Genomic DNA, 15,689 nt, shown 5'->3' on the forward strand with positions numbered 1-15,689 from the left:
ATGATGCCTCGTATTTCTACTTCGCTTAAAAAACTGGTCTTGTTGTGCCTGTTGCTGGCATATGGAGCTTCTAGCCAGGCCTGGCCGCTGTCTAACCAGGCGCAAATCAGCCTGATCACCGTCTCGCCGGGCCAGGAACTCTACTCTATGTATGGCCACAGCGCCATAAGGGTGCAAGACCCGGTCATGAACCTGGATTATGTGTTCAACTACGGCACGTTCAACTTCAACACGCCTAACTTTTATGTGAAGTTTGTGCGCGGCAAGCTCATGTACCAGCTGGCACCGGGCTACTTTGCAGACCTGAAAGCCCGAAACATAGAAGAAAACCGCTCCATTTATGAACAGGTCCTTCACCTGACGCCGGCGCAGAAGCAGCGCGTCATTGACTTTTTGGAGACCAACTATGAGCCCCAGAACCGCGAGTACCTCTATGATTTCCTGAAGGACAACTGCGCCACCCGTATTAGAGACGTATTCAAGAAGACCTTAGGCGATTCTCTGCAATACCCGGCAGACATACCGGGTACACCCAGCACCTACCGGCGCATGGTGGGCATTTACCAGGCACCGCACCCGTGGGTAGACCTGGGCGTGGACCTGGCCATGGGATTGCCGTCAGATGAAAAGACCGGCGTCTGGGAAGCCATGTTTTTGCCAGATTATTTGTTGGCCAGCTTCGCGAAGGCGCAATTGCAAACCCCAACGGGACCTACTGCCTTTGCCGGACCAGTCATTAAGCATTTTGAAGCGTCTGCGGTCCCCGCTGCGCAGGGTTTCTTCACGCCCATGGTCGCGTTCTGGATGCTGTTTGTAGTAGTGGCCTTGGTCACGCTTCTGCAGTTTAGAAGCAAGAAAGCTAGTCATACCCTGGATGTAGTTCTTTTCTCCTTGACCGGTTTCCTGGGCGTATTTCTGCTGTTTCTGTGGTTGGGCACTGATCATCAGTCCTTTGCCACTAACCTGAATCTGCTCTGGGCGTTTCCGGTGCACTTGGTAGCGGGCCTACTGTTGCTTAAAAAGAACCCGCCGCGTTGGCTCAAGCCTTATTTTCTGGTGACGGGCCTTGTCTTGGTAGTACTGGCCATCGCCTGGAAGTTTTTACCCCAGGAGTATCATCCATCCTTGTTGCCGCTCGTATTGACTTTAGCGCTCAGGGCCTTTTATATCTGGCGGGCCCAGCCGGCGCATCGGTAATTTTTCAAAGAGTAACCCAATTCCTTCCATGGCAGATGTATCATCCCTCAGAGACCAGGTGACCGCGCTCACCGCCCAGGTAAGAACGTTTATACAGGCAGAGGCGGCGCAGTTTGACATGTCCAAGATGGAACGGAAGGGATTCAACGACCTGGTTTCTTACGTAGACAAGCAAGCCGAGCAACAGTTGGTGGAAGGCCTGCAAAAGCTGTTGCCTGAGGCCGGCTTCATTACCGAAGAAGGCACCAGCTCCGTTCAGAAAGACGAATACAACTGGATCATTGACCCGCTGGACGGCACCACTAACTTCATCCACGGCCTGCCGGTGTATTCCATCAGCGTGGCTTTGCTGCAGAGAGAGGAACTGGTGTTGGGCGTGGTGCATGAACTCAACCAGGACGAGTGTTTTCACGCCGTGAAGGGTGGCGGCGCCTTCTGTAACCAAGAGCGCATCTCTGTGTCTCAAGTAGGTTCGCTGGCAGATGCTTTGATTGCCACCGGCTTCCCGTACCATGACTTTAACAAGATGCAGAACTACCTGCAGGTGCTGGGCAGATTCATGCAAAACAGCCACGGCGTCCGCCGACTGGGTTCTGCCGCCGTAGACTTAGCCTACGTGGCCGCCGGCCGCTTTGAAGGCTTTTTTGAATTCAACCTCAACCCTTGGGACGTAGCCGGCGGTGCTTTGATTGTACAAGAAGCCGGAGGCATAGTCACCGATTTTAAAGGCGAGAATGGCTATCTGTTCGGGCGGCAGATTTGTGCCAGCAACGGCCAGGCCATTCAGCAGGAGATGCTGACCTTGACGGAGCCTATCTGGAAAGAGTAATTTCAGTTAATAGCAAGCAGTGATCAGTAAACAGGTGGTTCTTTCGTTTTTGGCCTGTTTTCTGGAAAACAGGCCAAAAACGGCTTTATGGAAATAGCTGCAGTATCCTTTAACATACCCATAATTCCATTCATCGCTTAAACTATTTGTACCTTTTTGGGCGTTACTTCTGGTAGAGAGGCCGTTGGGCTGTTTTAATCTGTAGGGCTATGATTCAGGAAATCATCATTTTCATTGTGTTTGCGCTGGCGGCAGTCTACGTGCTGCGCATTGGCTACAAGAGCTTTTTCTCTAAAGAGGTGGGGTGTGCCAAGGGTTGCGGCGGCTGTTCTTCCATTGACTTGAACAAGATCCAAAAGGAGATAGAGGCCAAACAGAGCAAAGCGCTTCGTTAGTTTTTATCTACTTCCATCATTGAAAAGCCCCTCCTGCAGAGCGGCTTTTTTTTATGCCCGGGCCTAACCGTTTTTGGCTTAAAATCCAGAAAACAGGCCAAAAACGATAATCGATCCTCTTTATAACTCCTTGATTTGCAAGTGCTATATTCTGATTATTGAATATACCTGTAAACCATTTGCGGTGTTTACGTATAGCCGAGAACCAACCACTGAAACGAAATCATCTAAAAATACTTGGTTATGCAAGACAAGGAAGAAGAAAGAAGCCTCATCAACGTAGAGGCCAGATTAAACAAAGACGGATTTACCACAGACTTTAAAGTGGGCGAGGACAACCGTCTCTGGACCCTGGACGGGAAAAAGAGCTACGCCGTAGAAGACGTGAAGATTGTAGACTTCTACCGCTTTGAGGGCGAAACCAACCCAGACGACATGTCCATCTTGTACGCTTTAGAGTGCACGGACGGGACCAGAGGCACCATCTCAAACTCTTACGGCACGTATGCAGACCAAGGCATTGACGCCTTCTTAAAGCAGATTGAAGACATGGGCAAGAACCTGGACAAGAATTCCAAATAGCCAGAGGCGCAATTTATTGGCTAAAGAAAAAGGGGAGGACGGTTAACCGTCATCCCCTTTTTCTTGGTCTTCTGCCGTGGTGGTCACCTTTAGTTTTGTATTGGAGCCGAGGTCTTCTTTCCCGTTCTTCATCTGGATGGACAGGTCGTGGCCGCCCTTCACACCGAAGTTGAGCGTAGTGATAGGGAACGGAATCTCAATCTTATGCTGGTCAAAGGCCTTCTTGATTTTGATGATGGCGTCACTCTTGGCGTACACAAAATCTGTCTGTCGCTTGTAATGAATCCAGTAGCGCACCAAAAAGTCAATGCTGCTAGGCCCGAAGTCTGTGTACACCACCTCTACTTCTTTGCCCTCAATCATGCCGTTAATGTCCACCATGGCCTCTTTCACCACTTCCTGCACACGCTCCAAGTCCTCGGCATACGCCACGCCCACCTTCAAGTCAATGCGCCTGATGCCGTAATGAGAGAAGTTAATCACAGAGGTCTCAAACACCTTGCGGTTGGGAATCTTCACCAGTTCACCCGTCTGGCGGCGCACGTCTACGGTACGCAGGTTAATGCGCTCAATGGTGCCAAAGTGCTCATTGGTCTCAATCACGTCCCCTACCACAAAAGGCTTTCTAATGGCAATGATCACCCCAGAGATGAAGTTGGCGGCAATGTCCTGAAAAGCGAAACCCAACGCCAAACCGATGATACCGGCACCCGCCAACAAAGTGGTGACGGTCTTGTCCAGCTTTAAGATACTGAGCGTAAAAAAGATGCCCAGCATGAGAATGGTCACGTAGACCGTTGTGCCTACCAGGTTGTTGAGCGAGCTGCTGTGCGTGAACCGGATGAGGAGCTTGTCTGAGGTCTTGCGCAGTATTCTGGCCGCAAAAAAAGTAAGCACCAGAACCAGAGTGGCAATGATCAAGTTGGGGAGCATGAGCACCAGGGCGCGCAGCCAGAGCTCAAGTTTGGTCCAGAGTAATTGAAACGCTTGGTTTATTTCGGTCACAGGTGATGGAGCGGTTGGTGAACAACAGGAAACTTACTCCCTTACGGCAAAAGCCCTTGGGTAAGTTGCTGGAAATATAGTGACTATCCCAAGCCTATCCCGCATTTGCCTCCATTTATCTTGCTAATCACCGGTAAAGAAGGTAACCGTAAGCGAAACCCGATGCTCGGCTATGCCTGGCATTTCTCTGCCGGCCACAGACTTACCGTACCCGTATAGCAGGGTTGCCCTGCCCATGGCCGTAAAACCCACCTCTGGCATGAGCCTGAAATCCAAACGGTCTTCGCGCAGGTACACAAGGGCATTCATTCTGGCAGCTAAAACCTGGAACGGATGGTACTCTGCAAACCCCTTTAAGCCCAACGTGACTTCATGGTCCAGCACACCCAGTTCTATGCCTTCGCCAAAGCCATAGGAGGGCACCTGCCGGTTGCCGTAATGTTGGCCGTGCAGAATGCCCAATTGCAGAAAATGGGTCTTGGCATAGGCGTAGCCTACCATTACCCCGCGCTCATATTCATTAGTAGCCTGCGCCCGGGCCAAGGCGGGTAAAAACAAAAACACAGGAAGAAAGAAAAGTAGTTTTAAAGACATAGCCTGCTCCTTTAAAGAATGGAATCACGTCATAGCAGGAAAGTCTGGGAGAGGTTATCCCCAGACTTTGGTGCCCTCAGAGCAGTTTCGGCACATGTCAATGGTGCTTCTACTTTGCAACAGAGAACCTCTAAAGGAACGGTAGGCGTCGCTTCGCCATACTTCTTTAAACGAGTGATTTTGCAAATTGCCTAACCGGTGGTGGGCATCTTTGTCAAAACAGCAGGGCACCACCAGACCGTCCCAGGTGATGACGCAGGAATGCCACATCTTCCAGCAGCCGTCTATCAATTTGTTCTTGAGTGAATATGTGCCGTTGGGCTGCTGCTGGTACCGTGAGTAATAGTCAATGGTGGGAATCAACGGCGACCCGTGCTCATAGTCATAGATCTGCGCAGTCTTAAACCAGACATCATCCACCCCCAGGTCTTTGGCCAGCTGTTTGGCGTCCTCTATCTGATGCTCGTTGGGCTTTACCACCAGAAACTGGAAAATCAAATAAGGCGTCTTGGAGTTGAGATCGCGCTTTTGCTGCACCAGCCGCTTGGTGCCTTCCAGGACCTTGTCCAGTTGTCCACCCACGCGGTATTGCTTGTAGACGTCTTGGGTAGTCCCGTCCAGAGAGATGATCAACCGGTCCAGGCCAGATTCTACGGTCTTGCGGGCGTTGTCTTGGGTGAGGTAGTGTCCGTTGGTAGAGGTAGCCGTGTAAATGCCTTTTTTAGAAGCATACTTCACCAAATCCAGAAACGACGGGTGCAGGTACGGTTCCCCCTGAAAGTAAAACAGCAGATACAGCAACCGCTGGTGCAGTTGGTCTATGGTGTCTTTGAACAGATTGTCGGGGAGCATGCCGGTGGGCCGGGTAAACGACCGCAGGCCGCTGGGGCATTCTGGACAGCGCAGGTTGCAAGACGTGGTGGGCTCAAAGGAAATGCTCACCGGGCTTCCCCAATGGCGCGGTTTTTTGGTCACTCTGGACAAGGCGTAGCTGCTCACTACCTGCAGCGTGTTCCAGGCGCGGCGCGGCGTCAGCTTGGACACAAAATTCAATCCGTCTTGTAGGGCGCCTCTAGTCAAAGGGTAGGGTCTAAAGCAAATGCGTTGATGTGCCAAAAGTAGTCAGCACATCAACGCATTCAAATGAGAAACAGCTGCGTTTTTAGGCTGTTTTCTGAAAAAGAGGTCAAAAACGCTTATTTGGTGCGGGAATCTCGGTATTGGTCCACCAGATGGGCAATCTCACGGGCGCCCTCTGCGTACCCGGGACGGCGCGCATTGGTCTTGATGATGGTCCCCTCCGGCGAAATCAGGAAATACGACGGGAAGTTCTTCACCTCATACGCCCGCACCACTTGGTCTTCCATGTCTGGTGAGTACAGCTGCATACCCGGGTAGTTCTTCTCCTGCAACGTCTTCTTCCAATTGGCCAACTCCTCGCCCACGGTCACTTGCACAAACGTAATGCCTTTTTCTGCCAACTGGTTTACAAAGTACTTGTACGCCTGCTGGTCTACCTGGCAGATACCGCACAACGGCCGCCAAAAGCCCAGATACACCAACTTTCCTTTGAGGTGTTGGAGAGAGATGCTGTCGCCGGAAGCAGAGAGCAGGGTGAAATCTGGGGCCTGGCTGCCCATGCCTACCTTTTGGTACTGCTTGTATTGGTTTTGCACGTAGGTCAGGTACTGCGGGTCCTGCACCTGTTTCTTAAAGTCTGCGAACATGGCGTCCGTATCTGGTATGTACCCAAACCGGGCAGACTGGGAGATGATCCGGGACATCATCATGTCTTTGGCCGGGCCTTTTAGCTCTTCCTTCACCATTTTGTACATGATGGGGTAATAGTCCTTTTCTACATTGCCGCGGCGGTCACCCAAGGCTTTAAACTGGAAGTAGTTGATCAAGAAATCCAGGTAGGCTTGGTTGCGGGTGGCGCCTGGCAGGTTTAAATCCATCTTCTTGAGGTAGTCATAGTAAGAGGCAGAAAGCTTGGGCGTAAGGCCGCCTACCCGGTTGCGTACCTCCACGTAGGTAAGGCGGTCATTGGCGTAACTGTACTCCATCTGCGCCTTGGCGTAGTTCTTGAAGGCCTCAGACACCGGCGTTTTCTTCACATACTTCTCAAAGAAGTTCTTCTGGTCTTGGCGGCGTTCCTCCAGAAACTGCAAGAACTCGCCCTCCTTTTTATACACGTTGTTAGGCAGCACCTGGTAATCTTCTTCCTCTTCAAACTTGAGCTCAAACTGTACCAGATACGTGTTCTCATTGGCACCGCTGCCTTTGTATTTGATGCTGTTCAGGAAATCTTCTGCGTTCACGCGCACATCCAGATCATTGCCGGGCTGCAGAAACAGAATCATGGACTCTGGGCCGTGCACCAGTTCGGCCACCATGGGCTCTGCCAAGGGAACGGTGATCTTGAATTCGCCGCTGGCATTCAAAGCCGCCGTGAACGACTTGCCCACGTAGGAGGCTGGTAGCGTGTACAACTCCACCAGAGCACTGTCACTAACGGGGTTGCTGATTTTTCCGGTGATGGTGGCGGTTTTCTGTGCCTGCGCCTGCAACGCCAGTAATAGCACAAAGAAAACCGGAAGAATAGCTTGGGCGATGTTCTTAAAACGCATTCCTACTAATATAAAATGGTATTTGATTTGAATGATATATGCTCTCCGCGATGATGGGGTAACGCCTTTTTGCACAAAATCATTCAATCACTACCGCCTAACCGAACAAACCACTAAAAACTTCTTCTAAGCGGCTGGCCGCATGAATCCTGATGCTGAACCGGCTGAAGTCTACGCCTTTTTTGTTGTACTTAGAAATGTAAATGTCCTGAAAGCCTAATTTTTCTGCCTCAGAGATGCGCTGTTCAATTCTATGAACGGCCCGTACCTCGCCACCCAAGCCCACTTCTGCGGCAAAACACGAGGTATGCGGTATGGCAATGTCCTCAAACGAGGAAAGCAACGCGGCGCAGATGGCCAGATCCAGGGCTGGGTCTTCTACCTTCAAACCGCCGGCAATGTTCAGGAACACATCCTGGGTGCCTAGCTTAAACCCACCGCGCTTCTCCAGTACCGCCAAAAGCATGTTCAGGCGCTTTACGTCAAAGCCGGTGGCCGTGCGCTGGGGCGTGCCATACGTGGCAGGGCTTACCAGACTCTGCACTTCAATCAAGAGCGGACGATTGCCTTCCATAGTGCCGCCAATGGTAATGCCGCTAAAAGACTCTTCGCGCTGCGAAATCAGGATCTCAGATGGATTGCTCACTTCCCGCAGGCCCGTGCCCAGCATTTCATAAATCCCCAATTCTGAGGTAGAGCCAAACCGGTTCTTGGTGGTGCGCAGAATGCGGTAGGTCATGTGGCGGTCGCCTTCAAACGTCAGCACGGTGTCTACCATGTGCTCCAGAATCTTAGGACCAGCCAGCGAGCCTTCTTTGGTGATGTGCCCAATCAAAAACACGGGCGTACCGCTTTCCTTCGCGAACTTCAACAACTCTGCCGTACACTCCCGCACCTGGGCAACACTACCAGCTCCGCTTTCTATAAAAGACGAGTGGAGGGTTTGAATGGAGTCTACGATCAGGACTTCGGGTTGGAGTTGCTCTATCTGCTTAAAGATATTCTGCGTGCCCGTCTCTGTGAGGATAAAGCAGTTGGGATGCTGAGCACCCAGACGCTCGGCGCGCATTTTTATCTGCTGTTCGCTTTCCTCCCCAGAAATGTACAGCACGCGCTGGTTCTTCAGGCTGAGGGCAATCTGCAACATAAGCGTGGACTTGCCTATGCCGGGCTCGCCGCCAATGAGCACCATGGAGCCGGGCACAATGCCACCGCCCAACACGCGGTTCAGTTCGCCATCCTGGGTAATGATGCGGTGCTGTTCTGAATAGGTGATTTCTGCGATGGGCTTGGGCTTGCTGGCCACCTGCTGGCTGCTGGTGCCCACTTTCCACGCTGAGGTGGGCGTCACGTCCTCGCGGGTGATCACTTCCTCCACGTAGGTGTTCCATTCGCCGCAGGCCGGACAACGACCCACCCATTTAGCCGACTGCGCTCCGCAGCTCTGGCAGAAATATGCTGTTTTAATTTTAGCCATAGATATAAAAACCGCCCAGCGGATACCGCTCCAAGATAGTAAAACAATGTGAGGGAACGGCAGGGCTACTGGGTTCTAGGAAAACAATAAAAGCCGCGTTTTGGCTCCGAAACCCGCAAAAAAGTTCTAGTAAAGCACCGCTTGAACCCAGCATATCTCACAACTGGTTATTTCGTTTATAGAGGGTAACTAATTGGTCTTAAAGATGAACCTTTCCAACATATATACCCGCGCCGCTTTTCTTCTCTTACTGAATTTTGGCTTGCTCACCGGCTGTCAAAGCTCTCAAACGCCCACTAAAACCACCAACGCCGCCGCCACGGAGGAAACAGAGCCCGCGGTGCCACTCAAACGCGTAGACGTGCGAGGCACCATCATTAGAAAAGTGTACGACCAGGGCCAAGTGACGCTGGAAGTGGAAGGCATCACCTCGCAATACTCCCGCTTTACCCGCGCCTACGTACTCGTGACGCCCATTACTCAGATCATAGGCCTGGACGGCAAAACCCTTAGCATGAACGAGCTGTTTGAAGGACAGAACGTGGCCATCTTGCTGCGGGGCGGCGGACAGGGAAACCTGACGGGCGTGGGCGTAGCCCGAAAGCTGTGGCTGGAGGAGAGGTACTGATTCTGAGGCGATTTTCGTAAATTGCGATGAAATCAAGTTTTACTTCTGCGCCTTATGCCCAGCTTCTTCTTACGCTCCGTCATCGTTCTTACCGGCTTGCTGTCATGCCTTTGGTTGAATAGCCAGGCACAGTCTGGCAAGGCTCTAAAAATAGCCGATTTAGAAGTGCAGGTAGCAGGTACCAAACAACCCGCCACACAGTTGCAATATGCGTTTCAGGCGGGTGACGTGCTGGTGCTGGACCTGAATAACAAAGCGAAGGTCAACTACAAAGTGACGGTGCAGGAGTTCTATTCCAGCTCCCCGCTGTACAGCGTGGAGGAAACCAAAAAACTCAACAACCTGCGCCTGACGGTTCCGCAGAAATCAGTGTATACCATCACCTTGCAGAGCCTGTCAGAAACCAGCACCAAAAGCCATTTCACGTTAACGCGTATTCCGGCCAGCGCCAAAGCGCAGAACTTTAACACGCACGTTGCCTGGCGCACCATCCAAGACACTACCTGGACCACCGCCACAGAGAAAGTCTTGGTGAAAAACGATTTACTTCCGGAGACCATCTTGGACAAGACCTTCCGGCTCGCCTCTGTCACCAACATTACCAGCAATAACAGAACCACCGAGCGCTTCAAACTACCCGCCAATACCAAACACTGGGTGTACTGGGTAGGCGTGGGGCAGGAATCGGTGCAGGCCTTACAGGAGTCGGGCAAGCTGTTGGCCAAAGGCGCGACGGCCTTGTTGACGGGCAGCAATCCGTTGGTAGCCTTCGGAATGGGGCTGTTACCGCAATTACCGCAGGTGAAAAGCAGTGGCTACATCAGCTATTATTTGCTCAACAAGACCAACGCCAACCTGTTCAGAGAAGACGAAGATGGCTGGAAACCCTACGGTGTGGCCAAAGGACAGGACGTGCTTTCTGACTACGGCAAAATCATGGCCAACCAGACGCCTAAAACCGATGACGGCTACCTGTACCTAGGCTTTTTGAATCCCAGCACAATCACCGGACTGGACTTAACCTTGAAAGTAGTGGCCTTCGTGGACAATCCCGTGTACCAGACCCGCACGGTGCGCAAGCCGTCTAAAATCACTACCCACAAAGAGCCAATCTTGCCGGCTGAATAATTTTGTTTTTAGTCTATTTTACAGAAAACAGGCCAAAAACGGAATTATCTTCTCGCTCGCCTCCGGCGAGTGTGAGTAACACGTGGCGTCTCGTCGCATTACGGGCTACCTAGTATCGGCCAGAGGCCGGAGGTAACTCACACTCGCCGGAGGCGAGCGAGTGGGATGCTTACCCCTAGTTTGCGTTTCTTACATACCTCTGGCACTGCCCTGTTTTCCTCATTCTTGTTTTTGGCTTGTTTTCAGAAAAACACACCAAAAACAGAAATGGTATCTTTGCGGCAGCCCAGCTCTAGATCTGATTTCATCGCTATGTCTATACAACTTCCGCTTTCCTTTCAGGTGCGCATGCAAACCCAACTGGAAGAGGACTACCCCGCTTTCAAACAAGCCTTGGCCAGCCCTTCGCCCATCAGCATCCGGGTGAACGCCAACAAGACTTCTCTGCCTACTTCCTTAACACCTGTCCCTTGGACCGAAACCGGTTTCTACCTTTCAGAACGACCCAGTTTCACATTGGACCCTATGTTCCATGGCGGGGCGTATTACGTGCAGGAAGCCAGTTCTATGTTTCTGGAGCAGGCTTTAAAGCAGAGCGTAGATTTAGAAGAGTCTTTGGCGGTGTTGGATTTATGCGGTGCCCCCGGCGGAAAGTCTACCCACATCGCCTCTCTGCTTTCGGAGGGAAGTTTGCTAGTAGCCAACGAGGTCATCAAACCCAGAGCCAACATCTTGGCAGAGAACATCCAGAAATGGGGAAGCGGAAACGTAGTAGTCACCAATAACGACCCCAGCCACATCGGTGCCTTGACCGGTTTCTTTGATGTGATGGTGGTAGACGCGCCCTGCTCCGGCGAAGGTATGTTCCGGAAAGACCCCGATGCCATCCAGGAATGGTCTGAGGCTAACGTCAAGCTCTGCTCTGAGCGCCAGCGCCGTATTCTCATGGACGTCTGGGACGCCCTCAAACCCGGCGGAGTCCTCATTTACAGCACCTGCACCTACAATTCAGAAGAAAACGAAGAAAACCTTGTCTGGCTGTCTACTCAACAGGACGTAGAAACCGTGCCCTTAACCCTGCAACCCGAGTGGAACGTCACCGAAACCCAGGAACAAGGCATGCGTGGGTACCGCTTCTACCCGCACAAAACGCAGGGCGAAGGCTTCTTCCTGGCCGTGGTCCGCAAAACCGAAGGCGACGAGGCCGGTACTTACCGCAAGAGCAAACGCCCTTACTTGGTGTCTGCCTCTAAACAAGAGAAAGCCCTGGTGCAGGACTGGCTGAGTGAGCCCGGCGATTGGGAAATTGTGAAGCACAAAGAAACACTTCGTGCCCTGCCCAAAGCCTGGATGCTGGAACTAGAGCAACTCTATGAGAACCTGCGCGTGGTCTACGGCGGTATTGAACTAGCCGAGGTCATGAAAAACAATGCCAAGCCCCTGCCCGCCCTCGCCTTGTCCCAACATCTATCTGCAGGCGCTTTCCCTCGCGCCGAAGTAGACCTGGCCACCGCCCTCAAATTCCTCCACCGCGAAGACGTGGTGCTGGAAGACTCGGCCACCGGCTGGGTATTGGTTCAATTTAACGGCGTTCCACTGGGTTGGGGAAAGAAACTGCAGAACCGCGTCAACAACCATTACCCCAAGGAGTGGCGCATCAGGATGAGCTTGGATGAGGTGCTGAAACCGGAGAATCTGGAGAAGCAGTTTGTTTTATCCAATCAGTAGGGTCAACAAATTAGATGGGACTTTCCTTAAGATGCGTTTTTAGCCTATTTTGGAGAAAGTAGGCTAAAAACGCCAGAAGTGATAGTTGCATTCATCACATCTTCCAAGCTCTTTTATTCCCATTCATGAGAAAACCACTTTACTTAAGCCTTCTTCTGCTCCTAATTGGTTGTGGTGACAAAGCGAAAAAGGAGCAAGCCACCGTCACGGTTAAACCGGAAGAAAAAGTAGTAGAAACCCAAGCAATACCCTCATCAGTACCAGACTCCTTACTTGGCTATTATATCAATACTCTTTATGTAAATAGTCTACAGAAAACAAAGTCAACTAAAGCATCTCAATATGTATCTCCGCTTTCTATGGTGAAGATATTCAAAGACAGGGCTTCTGTCAAGTTGGAAACAGCTTGGAATTTTCATGAGGGCGGCGCAGATGGCATTCTCACCATGGTGGCAGGCAGCTCCTTTCAAGTGACGGGAACTGACGGAAATCATATGTTTTATCTGAGTTTAACTAAAGGCGGCGGAATCATTTTAAAAGCAGGGACAAACGAATATAAACTAGCCAAGTGCCCACCCGAATCCGCAGACTATGAACAGGCAGGGGATTTGACGGTTAACTCAACGTTGTTTGCTGGAGACTACTGGTTGGGCAAGAAAACGGTGAGCCTTACAAAGGAGGGAAAGATAACCGGCATTGATAGTTTATCTTCTTTTGTGGTGGCCACAGATTACATGGACGTAGGAATGTCTTTTGACAAAATTTACTTTAAAGTGAAAGGCAAAAAGCATTTAGGGTGGGGAGATGAATATGGATATGAATTCAGAGGGGACACACTGAATATATACAGAGTTGTCTGCTTAGACAAAGACAACGACCCAACCTCTTGTGAAGAAGATGCGAAGGGACCTGTTGCTTTTTCACTTGTAAGAAAATAAACAACTGATGGAAACACCCCTCTTCGCTCCCCTCAAGGGGAGAATCTGCGCTTAGTCCAAGCCTAAGGTATTTCAATCCGTTTTTGGCCTCATTTTCAGAAAATAGCTCAAAAACGGAAAGCCCTAGCAGTGCATGCACTGCTAGGGCTTTCCGTTTAAATCAACTCTAATCTTGCTACCTGATACGTGCTACTTGATACTAATTATTCTACATACAGCACCAAACCCTTCAGATACTCACCTTCTGGGTGGAAGATGCTGATGGGGTGGTCTGCGGGTTGGGAGAGGTGATGCATGACTTTGACGTTACGGCCGGCTTCAATGGCGGCGGCCATGACGGTGCTCTGGAACAGGTATTTGTCTACTACGCCGGAGCAGGAGAAAGTGAAGATGATACCGCCCGGCTTGATTTTCTCAATGGCTTCGGCATTCAGGCGCTTGTAGCCCATGAGCGCGTTGTGGCGTACTTTTTGGCTCTTGGCAAAGGCTGGTGGGTCCAGCACAATCACATCATAGAAGTCTTCCCGGCCTTTCATGAAATCAAAGGTGTCCATCGCGAACGCTTCGTGGCGGTCCTGGCCGTTGTTCAGTTCGGCGTTCTGCTCGGTGAGTACGATGGCTTTTTTGGAAACGTCCACAGAATGCACGGCTTCGGCGCCAGCGTTGAGGGCATAGATGGAGAAACCGCCGGTATAGCAAAAGGTATTAAGGACGGTCTTGCCTTTGGAGTAATGGGCCAACAATTCGCGGTTTTCGCGCTGGTCAATGAAGAAGCCTGTTTTCTGGCCGGTCACCCAGTCCACCAAGAACTTGTTGCCATTCTCGGTGACCACGTGCGGGGTAGCAGTTTCACCAATCAGGTAGCCGTTCTGACCTTGCTCGGTGCCTTTTCCTGGTAACGTCTCGGCGCTCTTGTCATACACAGCCGTCAGTTTGCCGTCATAGACTTCTACTAGGGCCTTTGCAATATCATGACGCACGTGGAACATGCCCACATTGTGCGCCTGCAACACGGCGGTGTTACCGTACACATCAATGATGAGGCCCGGCAAGCTGTCCCCTTCGGCGAATACCAAGCGGTACACATCTGTATCTGGGGTGTCCAGGAAACCTTGCTCGCGACGGTAATCCACGGCGCGCTGTACCCGGCTTTTCCAGAAGGCGTAGTCTATTTCTATCTCTTGAAAAGAGAAAATGCGCACGGCAATAGAACCCGGCTGATAATGGCCAATGCCCAGAAACTCGCGACGGTGGGTGTACACAGCCACAATGTCGCCTTCCTGTACATCGCCCTCAATCTTCTTGATGGCCCCCGAGAAAACCCACGGGTGGAAACGCTTTAAGGAATGCTCTTTGCCGTTATGCAGTAAAATAGAAGGTAAGGACGTCATAAGAATATAAAGAAAGGCAGTTTGGAGTACCGCCGTTTTTGACTTGTTTTTGCAAAATTCGGCAAAAAATACGGCATTGTTGTGCATTGCCCACTACGTTGCGCGTAAACTGCCTTGAAACGCCTATTCTCATTCTCTCAATCACTCATTCACTCATTATGAAAAGGCCCATCATTGACCTGCACTGCGACCTGACCGGCTACCTAGCTTGGATAGAAGGATCCACCGCCCTAGACGAAGACATTATTGGCTGTGCCATTCCGCATTTGAAAGCGGGCAAGGTGCGTTTGCAGACCATGGCCTTCTTCACACCCACTGAGCCGGGCAGCTCTGCGTTTACCTTAAAGCAAGCGCATCTTTTCAAGGAAGTGTTGTTAGCAGAGCGTGATGTTTTCACCTTGGTTAGGCCTGAAGAACTGGAGAAACAAGTCTTGCAGGAAGACAAAATCGCCATGGTGTCTGCCATTGAAAACGCCTCAGGCTTATGTGACGAAGGCGAGCCTTTGGCCAACACTTTCACCCGTCTGGAGGAAATCACAGAACTGGCTGGGCCGTTGCTGTACATTGGGCTTACCCACGCAGATGAGAATCGGTTCGCGGGAGGCAACTTCACCCCGGGCATCGGCCTGAAGCCAGACGGCGAGGAACTGTTGCGGTACCTCAGCGGAAAACGGATAGCCGTGGATTTGGCACATACCTCAGACGCTTCAGCATATGACTTATTCAATTTCATAGAAAAGCACTCTCTGGACATTCCCATCATTGCTAGTCATTCTAACTTCAGAAGCGTCTATGACAACCCTAGAAACCTGCCCAATGAGCTAGTACAGGAAGTAGTGCGCAGAGACGGCTTGATAGGTATAAATTTCTTGAAGAAGTTTGTGCACCCAGACAGGCCCGAGGCATTGCTGGAGCATATTCTGTACGGATTGGAGAAGGCACCGCAGGCGCTGGCATTTGGGGCGGACTTCTTTCAAGAATCCGGCATCATGGAGGGCGGGGAGTCTTACTTTCATCCAGAGCACAGAAACGCCACCAAGTACCAGAGCGTCTTGCAGGGGTTGGAAGGACAAGTGTCAGAGAAAGAATTAGAAGCCATCAGTTATGGAAACGCGCTTAGGTTTATGCAGAGGCTGTGGCTCTAGGGAAGGCGATAAACAAAAAGCC

15 protein-coding genes are annotated in these 15,689 nt (G+C 51.2%); 9 read left to right on the forward strand and 6 right to left on the reverse strand.

The features are described from left to right. From GU926_RS11685 to GU926_RS11700, 4 genes are all read left to right on the forward strand, one after another. The gene (locus tag GU926_RS11685; RefSeq protein WP_160692053.1) at positions 1-1,197 is read left to right on the forward strand and encodes an Lnb N-terminal periplasmic domain-containing protein; all 1,197 of its coding nucleotides are present in this window, start codon (positions 1-3) and stop codon (positions 1,195-1,197) included. A 28-nt stretch (positions 1,198-1,225) separates the two neighbouring features. Continuing rightward, positions 1,226-2,026: an inositol monophosphatase family protein gene (locus tag GU926_RS11690; protein ID WP_160692055.1), complete on the forward strand. Its 801-nt coding sequence runs from the start codon at positions 1,226-1,228 to the stop codon at positions 2,024-2,026. Positions 2,027-2,235: 209 nt separating this feature from the next. Further along, a complete protein-coding gene (locus GU926_RS11695; protein WP_232058307.1) occupies positions 2,236-2,421 on the forward strand; it encodes a FeoB-associated Cys-rich membrane protein in 186 nt (61 codons plus the stop codon). A 243-nt stretch (positions 2,422-2,664) separates the two neighbouring features. Beyond that, the gene (locus tag GU926_RS11700) at positions 2,665-3,003 is read left to right on the forward strand and encodes a hypothetical protein (protein ID WP_160692057.1); all 339 of its coding nucleotides are present in this window, start codon (positions 2,665-2,667) and stop codon (positions 3,001-3,003) included. Positions 3,004-3,045: 42 nt separating this feature from the next. Here GU926_RS11700 and GU926_RS11705 read toward each other — a convergent pair whose 3' ends face one another. From GU926_RS11705 to radA, 5 genes are all read right to left on the reverse strand, one after another. Beyond that, entirely contained in the window at positions 3,046-4,008 is a 963-nt protein-coding gene (locus tag GU926_RS11705) for a mechanosensitive ion channel family protein (protein ID WP_160692059.1), read from the reverse strand. A 123-nt stretch (positions 4,009-4,131) separates the two neighbouring features. Then, positions 4,132-4,602, reverse strand: coding sequence for a hypothetical protein (locus GU926_RS11710; protein WP_160692061.1), 471 nt, complete (start codon positions 4,600-4,602; stop codon positions 4,132-4,134). Positions 4,603-4,656: 54 nt separating this feature from the next. Further along, a complete protein-coding gene (locus GU926_RS11715) occupies positions 4,657-5,682 on the reverse strand; it encodes an SPASM domain-containing protein (RefSeq protein ID WP_160692063.1) in 1,026 nt (341 codons plus the stop codon). A gap of 116 nt (positions 5,683-5,798) precedes the next feature. Further along, positions 5,799-7,232 (reverse strand): TlpA family protein disulfide reductase, encoded by a 1,434-nt coding sequence (locus GU926_RS11720; RefSeq protein WP_160692066.1) that lies wholly within the window; start codon positions 7,230-7,232, stop codon positions 5,799-5,801. A gap of 97 nt (positions 7,233-7,329) precedes the next feature. Beyond that, a complete protein-coding gene (radA, locus tag GU926_RS11725) occupies positions 7,330-8,709 on the reverse strand; it encodes a DNA repair protein RadA (RefSeq protein ID WP_160692068.1) in 1,380 nt (459 codons plus the stop codon). Between the two features lie 205 nt (positions 8,710-8,914). On the opposite strand from radA, the gene GU926_RS11730 reads away from it, so the two are divergent. From GU926_RS11730 to GU926_RS11745, 4 genes are all read left to right on the forward strand, one after another. After that, positions 8,915-9,337, forward strand: a complete 423-nt coding sequence (locus GU926_RS11730; protein WP_160692070.1) for a hypothetical protein — start codon at positions 8,915-8,917, stop codon at positions 9,335-9,337. A gap of 54 nt (positions 9,338-9,391) precedes the next feature. Beyond that, a complete protein-coding gene (locus GU926_RS11735) occupies positions 9,392-10,465 on the forward strand; it encodes a hypothetical protein (protein ID WP_160692072.1) in 1,074 nt (357 codons plus the stop codon). Positions 10,466-10,777: 312 nt separating this feature from the next. Next, positions 10,778-12,193 (forward strand): methyltransferase RsmF C-terminal domain-like protein, encoded by a 1,416-nt coding sequence (locus GU926_RS11740; protein ID WP_198001410.1) that lies wholly within the window; start codon positions 10,778-10,780, stop codon positions 12,191-12,193. Positions 12,194-12,318: 125 nt separating this feature from the next. Next, positions 12,319-13,131 carry a hypothetical protein gene (locus tag GU926_RS11745; RefSeq protein ID WP_160692074.1) on the forward strand — a complete coding sequence of 271 codons (813 nt, stop codon included), beginning with the start codon at positions 12,319-12,321 and terminating at the stop codon, positions 13,129-13,131. Between the two features lie 203 nt (positions 13,132-13,334). On the opposite strand, the gene GU926_RS11750 is transcribed toward GU926_RS11745, so the two are convergent. After that, complete coding sequence (locus GU926_RS11750; RefSeq protein WP_160692076.1) at positions 13,335-14,522, reverse strand: class I SAM-dependent rRNA methyltransferase; 1,188 nt, start codon at positions 14,520-14,522, stop codon at positions 13,335-13,337. Between the two features lie 158 nt (positions 14,523-14,680). On the opposite strand from GU926_RS11750, the gene GU926_RS11755 reads away from it, so the two are divergent. Next, a complete protein-coding gene (locus tag GU926_RS11755) occupies positions 14,681-15,667 on the forward strand; it encodes a dipeptidase (RefSeq protein WP_160692078.1) in 987 nt (328 codons plus the stop codon). The last annotated feature ends 22 nt before the right edge of the window (positions 15,668-15,689 follow it).

Origin of the sequence: Nibribacter ruber (assembly GCF_009913235.1) — a bacterium.
In the GTDB taxonomy this organism is placed as follows: domain Bacteria; phylum Bacteroidota; class Bacteroidia; order Cytophagales; family Hymenobacteraceae; genus Nibribacter; species Nibribacter ruber.

Bases quoted from the DNA above. Each gene is read 5' to 3' on its own strand.
- GU926_RS11685 (WP_160692053.1), top strand. From the start codon at position 1: ATGATGCCTCGTATTTCTACTTCGCTTAAAAAACTGGTCTTGTTGTGC.
- GU926_RS11690 (WP_160692055.1), top strand. From the start codon at position 1,226: ATGGCAGATGTATCATCCCTCAGAGACCAGGTGACCGCGCTCACCGCC.
- GU926_RS11695 (WP_232058307.1), top strand. From the start codon at position 2,236: ATGATTCAGGAAATCATCATTTTCATTGTGTTTGCGCTGGCGGCAGTC.
- GU926_RS11700 (WP_160692057.1), top strand. From the start codon at position 2,665: ATGCAAGACAAGGAAGAAGAAAGAAGCCTCATCAACGTAGAGGCCAGA.
- GU926_RS11710 (WP_160692061.1), bottom strand. From the start codon at position 4,602: ATGTCTTTAAAACTACTTTTCTTTCTTCCTGTGTTTTTGTTTTTACCC.
- GU926_RS11720 (WP_160692066.1), bottom strand. From the start codon at position 7,232: ATGCGTTTTAAGAACATCGCCCAAGCTATTCTTCCGGTTTTCTTTGTG.
- radA (WP_160692068.1), bottom strand. From the start codon at position 8,709: ATGGCTAAAATTAAAACAGCATATTTCTGCCAGAGCTGCGGAGCGCAG.
- GU926_RS11730 (WP_160692070.1), top strand. From the start codon at position 8,915: ATGAACCTTTCCAACATATATACCCGCGCCGCTTTTCTTCTCTTACTG.
- GU926_RS11735 (WP_160692072.1), top strand. From the start codon at position 9,392: ATGCCCAGCTTCTTCTTACGCTCCGTCATCGTTCTTACCGGCTTGCTG.
- GU926_RS11740 (WP_198001410.1), top strand. From the start codon at position 10,778: ATGTCTATACAACTTCCGCTTTCCTTTCAGGTGCGCATGCAAACCCAA.
- GU926_RS11745 (WP_160692074.1), top strand. From the start codon at position 12,319: ATGAGAAAACCACTTTACTTAAGCCTTCTTCTGCTCCTAATTGGTTGT.
- GU926_RS11750 (WP_160692076.1), bottom strand. From the start codon at position 14,522: ATGACGTCCTTACCTTCTATTTTACTGCATAACGGCAAAGAGCATTCC.
- GU926_RS11755 (WP_160692078.1), top strand. From the start codon at position 14,681: ATGAAAAGGCCCATCATTGACCTGCACTGCGACCTGACCGGCTACCTA.